Origin of the sequence: Microcoleus sp. CAWBG58 (assembly GCF_020883045.1) — a bacterium.
In the GTDB taxonomy this organism is placed as follows: Bacteria; Cyanobacteriota; Cyanobacteriia; order Cyanobacteriales; family Microcoleaceae; genus Microcoleus.
This window is the reverse complement of the sequence record NZ_JAHRFA010000140.1, coordinates 1-10,988: the sequence shown is the minus strand read 5'-3', so window position 1 is coordinate 10,988 and position 10,988 is coordinate 1. Positions and strand designations below refer to the sequence as shown.

The 10,988-nt window shown below is 46.1% G+C and carries 5 protein-coding genes and 1 pseudogene; 3 read left to right on the top strand and 3 right to left on the bottom strand.

What is annotated here, in order from left to right; translation table 11 throughout:
• Nucleotides 1–312 precede the first annotated feature (312 nt).
• A complete protein-coding gene (rbsK, locus tag QZ918_RS32045) occupies nt 313–1,281 on the top strand; it encodes a ribokinase (protein WP_293342883.1) in 969 nt (322 codons plus the stop codon).
• 27 nt (nt 1,282–1,308) lie between these two features.
• Here rbsK and QZ918_RS32040 read toward each other — a convergent pair.
• Nucleotides 1,309–2,391: pseudogene (locus tag QZ918_RS32040) on the bottom strand (ISKra4 family transposase).
• 416 nt (nt 2,392–2,807) lie between these two features.
• Nucleotides 2,808–4,082: a RuBisCO small subunit-like domain-containing protein gene (locus QZ918_RS32035; RefSeq protein WP_293342880.1), complete on the bottom strand. Its 1,275-nt coding sequence runs from the start codon at nt 4,080–4,082 to the stop codon at nt 2,808–2,810.
• Nucleotides 4,083–4,209: 127 nt separating this feature from the next.
• Here QZ918_RS32035 and QZ918_RS32030 point away from each other — a divergent pair, with 127 nt between their 5' ends.
• Entirely contained in the window at nt 4,210–5,481 is a 1,272-nt protein-coding gene (locus tag QZ918_RS32030; protein ID WP_293342877.1) for an aspartate aminotransferase family protein, read from the top strand.
• 763 nt (nt 5,482–6,244) lie between these two features.
• Nucleotides 6,245–9,874, top strand: a complete 3,630-nt coding sequence (locus QZ918_RS32025; protein WP_293342874.1) for a CHAT domain-containing protein — start codon at nt 6,245–6,247, stop codon at nt 9,872–9,874.
• Between the two features lie 635 nt (nt 9,875–10,509).
• Here QZ918_RS32025 and QZ918_RS32020 read toward each other — a convergent pair.
• Nucleotides 10,510–10,988: IS1634 family transposase (locus QZ918_RS32020; protein ID WP_293342871.1), on the bottom strand; the 479-nt coding region annotated here is incomplete at its 5' end.

Sequence of the window (10,988 nt, the reverse complement as noted above, 5' to 3'; positions counted from 1 at the left end):
TAATCAATGACTGTTTTCTTACAAAATTCATTATAAAGCGTCTCTGTAGCTTCTAAGCATGGTGAATTTATCTCAAAATATACTCACGACTGGCGAACAGTCTTCAATAAGATGCGTTCCCCCTGCATGACGATGTAATAGAATTTTATATCAGTTGTCAATTGACGGTTATTAGTTAGATGGACAAATCTGAAAATAAGCAATTTAAGCCAATGACAAATTACTAATTACAATTACCTACTTTAATATTAAAATCCGAGGACTGAAGTCCTCACTACAAACATAATTATCAGTTACCTAATTTAACAATTCATGAGTATCATTGTATTTGGCAGTATCAACATCGACCTAGCAGCGAAAACTCCTCGTTTACCACAGCCAGGAGAAACTATCATCGGTAGCAATTTTTTCACTGCCGGTGGCGGTAAAGGAGCAAATCAAGCGGTAGCAGCGGCGCGTCTCGGCATTTTTACCCACATGATCGGCCGGGTTGGCAACGATAAATTTGCTGAAGAATTATTGACCAGTTTACAATCCTATGGTTTGAGTACAGACAATGTATTAATAGATAATAGCACTCATTCGGGTGTGGCAATTATTGCCGTAGATGAGAAAGGTCAAAATAATATTATTGTGATTCCGGGTGCAAATAATAATGTTGGTGATGCAGATATAGAACGTCTTAAAAAAGTGTTGCCTGAAGCTACATCGTTGTTGTTACAGTTAGAAATTCCGCTGGAAGTTGTCCTAAAAGCTGCGAAAGTTGCTCGTGAAGTGGGGGTGCGAGTGATTCTCGATCCGGCGCCGGCTCGTTCTGATTTGTCGTTAGCGGAGCCCGCCCCTACGGGGGCTACGCCAACGAAGAGGATCGAGCTTTATCCGCTAATTGACATTATCACGCCGAATGAAGTGGAAGCCAGTCAGTTAGTCGGTTTTGAAGTAAATGACACAGAAACGGCGATTCGGGCAGCCAAAGAGTTGCAGCAGCGCGGTGTGGAGAATGTTATTGTCAAATTGGGCGATCGCGGGGCGGTTGCTGTGACTCCGGATGAAACTTTTGTTGTGCCTGCTTTTGCTGTGAGGGCGATCGACACTGTGGCTGCTGGCGATGCTTTTAACGGCGGGTTGGCTGCGGCGCTAGATGGCGGGCGATCGCTGTCAGAGGCGGTGGTGTGGGGCTGTGCAGCGGGTGCTCTGTGTGCAACTAAGGTGGGTGCTCAGGTTGCTATGCCCGATCGGGAAACCTTTGATAATTTTTTGCACGATAGAGCGATCGGATAGGGAGCGTGTCACTTTTGCAATAAGTATTTATACTTGTGAGCTTTTTCGCGGCTTACCAATTAATCCATTTAAGTAAGCACACCGATGAGCCAATACCTGCCCAATATGTTCTGATTTCCAACTTGCTCCAGATATTTTAATTCTTCTACCTATTTGCTTGATTCCTGATTCTACTGCTCCCGAACCAATCGAACAGATCCCATCTCTCTGGAAAGCTTCGTAATTAATAATTCTTTCTTTATGCTTTTCTAAATACTTACAAAAATTAACTGCTGGTTGTTTCTTCAATTCTCTAAATAGTGCTATTGCTTTTTTTACATTTCCTTTCCATAAGTATGTTTTCGCTTGCTTCAATCGCCTAATTGAACCCCCAACTTTCTGAAGATTTTCATTCAAATGATACCAATCTAGAATTTCTCTTCTGTGCTGTTTACAACTAATTTCTTTAAATATATTCCAGACACCATCATGTCCATCAGCTAGACAAGTTACTGGTTGGGCTAGTGCTTGTTTATTTGCCCAATCAATAATGATGTCATTTCGATCGAAACTCGCTACTATGCCTGCTTCTGACACAATTGCTTTATAGTCTTTCCACTCTGATTTTTCTCCGAGTGGTGTTATCAATCGTACTTTTCCACCGTCTGCACTTAACTCAGTAATATCTGCTGTTGCCTCAGGCTGCTCAAATTCTTGATAATGTACCAGTCTTTGTTGTGTCGAGAGCTGGAACCCTAATCCCTGTTATATATTCAATATCTTTGGCTGCATTTTGATATGCAACATTTGCACTCACTCTTAAACAACAGTTTTCTAAATGTGGACTCAATCTACTCCGACTGCCACACCCTAGTTTATCTGCTTGCTTTTGGGTGATGCTTAAATTACCTAATGTACTTTTTAATCTTTTTACTCTTCCTGCTTCCCGGCCGCTAGCTGAGTAGATAAAAAAAATCCGATTTGGGGTGTCACATGAGTTAAGACCTTATCTTTAACTGCGAGCTCAATATCTTCTAATGTTTTCAATGATCCAGGCTCACAATCAGCATACAGAATTGCCGAAATAGCTTCTACATATGTTTGAATCGTTTGTTCCTGTTCGGGAGTCATAGTTCAATCGCTACTAATTAAGACATCATTATTATCGCCGATTTTACCCAACAATGGCTCAAAACCTCTGCCCTAGTATTTCTAAGTATTTATACTCGTCGCAAAAGTGACACGCTCCCGATCGGATAAATCTTTGATCGATCGGTTAACCGCAGTCTTGTAGCAGTCTTGTAGGGTGCGTCAGGGCAGAATATTGTGACTGTTGGCTCAATAAATTTCTCCCTGACGCACCCTACGGTTTTAACTAATTTTAGCAAGGACTCAAGTCTTGTAGGGTGCGTCAGGGCAGAATATTGTGACTGTTGGCTCAATAAATTTCTCCCTGACGCACCCTACGGCTTAACTGATTTTAGCAAGGACTAAAGTCCTCACTACAAACTAATTAATGGATTTTTTTAGGTGTGGTGAAGTACAGCCTACTGTGGCCGCTGAATAATTGTTTCAACTACCCGGCGCTTGACTTTTGGATCGATACCAATCAGCCGCACGTATTCCCCGCCGTGTTCCGCCAAGCAAGTTTCTAACGATGCAACCACATCTTTTTCTTGTGCAGTTTTAATTGTCGCACAACTTTGCCAGGAACCTGTTTTAAATCGGCGATTGTCTGCATATTCTATGCCAATTTTGCAGCCCCTTGCTAACAACTGCTGCACTTGTTCCAATACCTCGCTACTCAGCCGCACAGCTTGACCGTTACTAATAGTCGAACTGGGTTCGATATAAGCTTTATAATATTTCGAGGATGGGTCGTTTTGTTGATTTTGCGTTGGCGTCGCAGCCGGGACATTGACAGTTCCAGGAACGTTAAATAGCCGTGATTGGTTGTATTCATCTACTAAGCGCATTTCCTGAACCCGCTTTTGTTGACCTACCATTGAATTACCCATTTCTAATAAATGAGCGAGGCTGAAATTAGGGTTCGGGAAATCTGGCGGTGCTTCCAGAGTGTTGACTAAACGCTTGGAAACTTGCTCGATTCCTATCTTGTGAATGAATTCTCGGATTTGTTCGTCGTAAATTCGCGATCGCAAAGCGCTAAAAAAGTCGATCGCCTGATCTGCAAAATTATCTACCAAACCCACTATCTCGGTTTGTGACAAATTGTCAGACTCAAAAATTCCGCCGACAATCCCAATTTTATCATCCCGGCTGGGTTCCCAATAAAACTTTTCCATCCGCCCGTCGCGAATCAGCGGCGCGTACAGCGTAGCAAAGTCATTTCCGGTGACAATAATTGGTACTCGGTGCAGTGGCGTGCTGTCATAACTTCCCGGTAACTGCACGTTGGTGGGATTGTCCGCAATATTCATCAGAGTGGCATTAACCATCTGAGTATTTACAGTATATTGAGTAGTAGTATCGAACCTGCCAGCACCGGCATCCAAATCGTTAATAAAAATTGCACACATCTCGCCCCGCACTCGAATTTGCTCCGCAGCTTCGCGGTAGCGCAAGCGAATTAAACGCGCCGGATCTCCGGCATCGGGACTTTCTAATTCTCCGCCAGATATCATCACCGGTTCAAAGCCCATTCGCCGAAAAACCAGTTCGGTTTGAAAAGTTTTGCCTTCTCCTTTGCGGCCGTGAATTCCCAAAATTAGGGGAACTCTTACCCCTGGTAAATTTAAAAAGTTCTTTGTGACGTGCACGGCAACTTTATCGAGAAAATTAGGAGAAATGTAATAACTCATCAGTAGATTTGTGAGGATTAATTGCTGTTACTGTGACAATTTTATGACAAAATTAACACCCTGCAACGCGAAGCTGGATTTTTACCGTACAATCGAGGTCTAGATATTCTGTGTTAAGGAGCAATTCGTGAGTCCAGAAACCTTACTAAAAGAACCGAGTGTGGAAACTGAAGCCAGTTTGTTCAGTTCTGAGAGCTTCGACAGTTATGTAATGACTACTTACGGGCGTTTTGCGATCGCCCTGGAACGGGGCCTCGGCTGCCGCGTTTGGGATACCGAGGGCCGCGAATATCTCGATTTTGTGGCGGGTATTGCTACCTGCACTCTGGGACACGCGCACCCGGCGATGGTGGCAGCGGTAACTCAGCAAATTCAGACGCTGCACCACGTTTCTAATCTTTACTACATCCCCGTACAGGGCGAGCTAGCGAAGTGGCTTGTAGATCATTCTTGCGCGGACAGAGCTTTCTTTTGCAACTCGGGTGCGGAAGCTAATGAAGCGGCGATTAAGCTGGCGCGCAAGTACGCCCACGAACAATTAAATATCTCGAATCCGACCATAATTACTGCTGTTGCTAGTTTCCACGGGCGGACTTTGGCGACGATTACGGCGACGGGACAACCTAAATATCAGAAGGGTTTTAGTCCGTTGGTTCCTGGATTTCACTATGTTCCTTACAATGACATTAGCGCGATCGAAAGCGCGATCGACGAACTCGACAAAGATGAACGCCAAGTAGCTGCAATTATGCTGGAAGCGCTGCAAGGTGAAGGGGGAGTTCGCCCCGGAGATATCGCCTACTTCCAACGGATTCGGGAAATTTGCGACGAAAAAGGCATTTTGCTAATTCTCGATGAAGTACAAGTCGGGATGGGACGCAGCGGTAAATATTGGGGTTACGAAAATCTCGGGATTGAACCGGATATCTTTACCTCTGCGAAGGGATTGGGCGGCGGTATCCCGATCGGCGCTATGCTGTGCAAGTCTCACTGCGATGTATTTGAACCGGGAAGTCACGCTAGCACTTTCGGTGGCAATCCTTTTGCTTGCGCTGTCGCTTTGTGCGTGTGCCAAACTTTAGAACGGGAAAACCTGCTGGAAAACGTCCAGCAGCGCGGGGCACAGTTGAAAGCTGGCCTCAATAAGCTGGCGGCTGCATATCCGAATTTGATTGCTGAGGTGCGGGGCTGGGGCTTGATTGTCGGGCTGGAATTGCAGGCTGATATTGCACTGACATCGGCTGATATTGTTAAATCTGCGATCGCCGCTGGTGTGCTGTTGGTTCCCGCCGGGCCGAAGGTGTTGAGGTTTGTCCCGCCTCTAATTGTTTCTGCTGCTGAAGTCGATCGGGCTTTGCTTGCAGTTGAGGAAGCGTTGCGCTCTCAAGCGGTACACTAAAACCTACTGGGTTGATTTTTGCGATCTGTAGCGCTGCAACTGGCACAATATGCAGAGGCGCTATTCCTGAGAAACCCGGTTTCTTAGCCTCCTATCGTGTTCGATCATCGCAATCAGATGCGTTCGTAGTGCGTCGGGAGTGTCCGCAGCATCAGAGCGGACTGAAGTCCGCACTACAAACCGTTTTTGTTATGGTAATCGACCGGACATGATATCAGTCCCTATGAGGGTAAAAGTAAACCCGCCCCGCTGCAAGTCTGTCGGGGCGGGTTTTATCCAGTTTAGGACTTGCCCGGAAACCAGTTTTTCAGGCAAATACACTGCGCTGTGACGATGTGTATGCTGCAAAAACCGGGTTTTTTTAATACTTCTAGCTAAGTCTTAAATTTAATAGACTCCCGGTTGGGAATTTTTAACCGCTTTTGAATACCGATCGACACAAAAAATATATCAGGATAAAATTGATTTTTATCATCCACTCGAATATTGTCTGTGAAACCCGCCCCGAAACACTGACGGCCCATTAGACCGGGATTTGGCCAAAGACCAACGCGCACAATAATACTGTGATATTGGTGCTAATCTCGCTATCTGCCTGTCTGTTGCAATTTGTGAATCCTGGTTTAACTGATTTCATCCTTTAAGCTCTATAATCCGTCGGAGACTCGTACCTCCGGTTCGGGAGTCAAATTTAAACAGTTCCTGATTTCAATGGCTGCACGGAAGCAGCAATCCTATCGTTAATAGTTCGGCGGAATGCACGATGGACGAACAGCGTCGCGAAACTGATGTTAATATGCTCCGAGCGCTGCTGGAAAATCCTGTGGACTCAGGAATAGATTTGATTTTGAGGACTGACTCAAAGTCGATCGACTTTGGGTTTGTGCAAATGCTGTACTTGGAAGAGCCGGCACTGACACGAGACAGCTTGCTCAAAGCTGCAAAATTCTTTCAAAGGACGATCGCACCCTTAGAATCTGCCAAAAGCAATGCTAAATTGCCCGGAACCGGCGCAGCATATCTGGCTTTTTTAGCAGAAGTATTGCAAGCAGTGGCGCGCAACCCTGATTCGCAGCACGTGTACGCGCTGCTGAGAAACAATTTAGACAAACTCGACCAGAATTTTGCGGATCTGCTGCGCCGTTGGGCAAATTTGGTACTCCCTACTGCCCAAGAATCAGAGGCGAGGCGCATTGCGGCCCTAATTGGCAATCTGAGCAACAAAATAGGGCGGTTTCCCCTCGGTAGCAAGGCGAATAACTTGGAAATTGAAATCGCCGGTTACGAAACCGTGGCTAAGGTGTTTACCCGCAAAGACTTTCCCCAAGAGTGGGCAGTCATGCAAAATAATCTGGGCAATGCTTATACCGATCGCCCCAAAGGCGATAAGGCTCAAAATATCGAACAAGCCATTGCTTGCTTTGTCAATGCCCTGGAAGTGCGAACTCGCGAACAGTACCCGGAACAGTGGGCGACGCTGCAAAACAATCTGGGAAACGCTTATAGCGAGCGCCTCAGGGGAGATGCGGCCGAAAATCTCGAAATTGCGATCGCCTGCTATCAAAACGCCCTACAAGTTCGCAACCGCGAAGGTTTTGGAGGAGATTGGGCAAGCACTCAAAACAATCTCGGCCGCGCTTACAGCCGCCGACTGCGGGGTGACAAAGCCCAAAATCTCGAACAGGCAGTCATTTGCTACCACAATGCCTTGCAAGTCTACAACCGCAAGATGTTTCCCCGACGCTGGGCGACGACTCAAAATAATTTAGCAAATGCTTACTATGAGTTCCTGCGGGGGAATCGGGCAGAAAATCTCGAATACGCTGTCAATTGCTACCAGAGAGCTTTACAAGTGCGGACTAAGGAAGCTTTTCCGCTGCAATGGGCGACGACTCAAAGGAATTTGGGCAGAGTGTTTATCGATCGAATTAAGGGCGAAGGAGTGGAAAATCTGGAAATGGCACTCACCTGCTTTCAAAATTCTTTGCAAGTCTACACTCGCATCAAATTTCCCGAAGCCTGGGGTTCGATCCAAACTTACCTCGGCAGGATCTACAGTCTCCGGGTGAAAGGGGAAAAAGCGGAAAATCTGGAAATGGCGATCGCCTGCTATCAAAATGCTTTGCTCTTTTGCAACCGCCAAAAAACTCCCGAACGCTGGGCAATGCTCTGTGCCTACCTCGGCCGCGCTTTCAGCCAACACGTCAAAGGCGAAAAAAACCGCAATCTCAAAAGCGCGATCGCCTGTTATCAAAATGCAGCCCAAGTCTACACCAAGCAGGCTGCTCCCCACCGCTGGGCCATGCTGCAAATTTATCTGGGCCGAGCTTTTTCGGAACTGACGGAGACGGAAAACTCGTCTCGCATCGAAAGCGCGATCGCCTGCTATCACAGTGCCGGCCAAATCTACACTCGCGAAACCTATCCCCACCGTTGGGCACAAATTTTATTTTATTTGGGTGAAGCTTACCGAAGGCGAGGCGAGTTGCTGCGCGCCTACGGCGTTTTTACTACTGCTGTCGATACTGTGGAATTCTTGCGGAGCGAAGTTGGGGTTGATGCGGCAGATTTGGGCGATCGGGGAAGTAACTCAAAAGCCAAATTAGTCAGCACCTGGAGAGGACTCTATAAATCCCTCGTACAAGTTTGCCTAGAACTCGGCCCGGGCCAGCCGGAATATTACGCTAAAGCCCTGGAATACGCTGAACGCCACAAAAATCGGAATTTGGTAGAACTCCTGGTTAAATCCCCCCTGACCCCAAAAGGCGACATTCCGGCAGCGGTACGCAGCGAGTTGGAGTCATTGCAACTGGAAATAGCCAGGGAACAGCGGCAGCAACAACACCGACAACCCGAACCCAGCACTAGCTTGATTTCTGAGGGCGACACCTCTGGTTTGAACAGCGGTTCTCTGATGCCGAACACCGATTTTATGCACTTAAATCAATTGTGGCGGCAGTTTGATGGGTTGATTGCGCGCGAGGTGCAGGCAAACGACCCTTTCTTCAGCTTAGCTCGCAAAGTTGAACCCATTACTTTCGAGCAAATTCGCCAATTGTTGCCTGATGCCAATTGCGCTGCTGTGGTGTGGGCGAGTTTGGAGGATTTGGTAGTGGCTTTTGTGGTGGTGAAGAGTGCAGAATATCCCGCCGTTCACCTCTGTGCGGCGGGAAATGCTTTAGCTGCCGAAACTTGGGCCGGAGAGTACCTCAGCGCTTATTCCGAGCAAAAAGGTCGCTGGATCAATCATCTCCCGGCTCGCCTCAAACGCTTGGCCGCGCTGTTGGAAATCGATCGAGTGGTGGCGCTGATTCCGGAAAATTGCGATCGGCTAATTGTGGTGCCGCACCGATTTTTGCACGCTTTGCCGCTCCATGCTTTGCCTTTGGGGGTGAGAGACGGGTTGGAGGACACCGGGGCAATTTTCAGGTCTCATGGCGGCGATCGCAGCGGTTTCGATCTGTTGGATACGCACAACAGTTCGGATTTTTCTCACAGTTCGTCCTTTGGGGAAATTTCACCTCCTCCTGCTTATTTGATCGATCGATTTGCCGGAGGAATTCGCTATGCTCCTAGCTGCCAGATCTTGCGGTTGAGACAAATCGCGCGCAGCGCAGCTATCGGCCGCTACAGACCGAATTTGCAGCACCTGTTGGCAGTTCCCACTTTCAGCAGAGATGCGCTTTACAGCAACCTGGAAATCGGCAATATTTCTCAATGTTTTTCCACTACAGAAATTTTGCGCCAGAAGCCAGCAATTAAAGAGGCTTTTTCTCGATCGATATCTGTAAATGATGGGGATTCATCCGCGAAAATAGGACAAGTGCAGCAGAAAAAATGCGCTCACTTTGCTTGTTTGAGCGTGCTTGATTTCGCTTTCCCGCTCAAATCAGGCGTATTTGTGAGAAATGATACTATGACTTTGGAGGAAATTTTTAATTTCGATTGTCGGCAATACTTTTTAGTTACTTTATCGGCTTGCGAAATTGCAGCAGGCTCAGTCAGCGGTACAGAAGATTTTGTCGGTTTGTCCGCGGGTTTGTTGTATGCTGGCACATCTAGTGTTGTCAGCAGCCTGTGGAAAGTGAATGATGTTTCAACGCTGCTGCTGACGAGCAAGTTTTATGAAAATCTCGGGCAGTTTCCTCGATTGCAAGTGGGAGATGTGGCGCGATCGCTTGCGGAGGCTCAAAGGTGGCTGCGGGATTTGACAGGCGAGGAATTGGAGGTGTTGCTGGCGGATTTTCAGCCTCAAATTTCGCAAATGTTCGATCGGCTTTCACAAAGTTCTCGCCTGATTGCTGAAGCATCTTTACAGCAAATTCGCAACCGCAAACCCTGTCCTTTTGCCAATCCTTATCACTGGGCAGCTTTTACTGCTGCTGGAATTTAGTGAGTTGACTGTTGACTGCTGACTGTTGACTGTTGACTGTTGACTGTTGTCATTAATTATAGCCCAATACCCTTTACTGGTATAGCGCCCTGGGGGTAAAATCCGATGAGAAATAGATACGGAGATTGCTTCGTTCCTCTCTTCGGACTATCTTAAGTAAACCGTATTGAATTATAGCCCAGATTCCGCAGATCTTTAAATAGAATTGATGGTTATGAAATTAAAAAATTCAAACCTGAAGTGTTTGCCCAGCAAGCACTTTAGGCTTTTTTGAGTTATACCATTTTTCTAAATATCCGATAGAGATCGAGGACGACAAGACATTGTAACCCACATTCCGCACCCCCAACTGGCACATACACTGCTTGAGGGGGTAAAAGTGAATTATCCGAGATAATAGTGAGTAAAAACACCCAGAAATCTGTGCAATTATCGCATCACCCAGTTAGGGATTCCTAAAAATTAACGTGAGGGCATGAATTAAATCTTCTTAACCCATAAAACTTCAAAAATCAGACCATTAACAACTATTAATTGCCAGCAAAAATTTTCAGAAATGTAACAATAATATCACTGATTGATCAACAATTAATTTAACTAAATTCAGCCTTACTAATCAAGCGATCGACCTCATTTCACAACAAGAAATAATAAGACCGACAGGTGGCTGGAAACAAATTTAATATAGCCAACCGTTCGGATGTCAAATTAGAAACTTGTTGAATCCCTTGACTACAAACGGCATGAATCGATTGAAAACTTTGAAATATCCAACGTAAAGTAGGTCGATTGGTTCCCTTGCCCAACTGATTTTTTACGGTTTTATTAGTGAGTTGCAAGTTTTGCCGCAGTAACCTTTGACCTAAAGTATAAACCAACAAACATAAACCCATTACCAAAGTTAAAGCCTCGATTCTTTCTGGCGACTTCAGAAACACGCTATCCGTAAAAAATAGTGGGTCTTTCAGGAACCCAAACCCTCTCTCTGCCGACTGCTGTTCCTTATATTTCACAATCATTTCATCTGGATTTAATTGCGATACATCCAGTACATTTGTAGCTAAGATAAATCTGCCACTAGCTTTCGTTTCTTTAGCAATCACACCCGTATCTA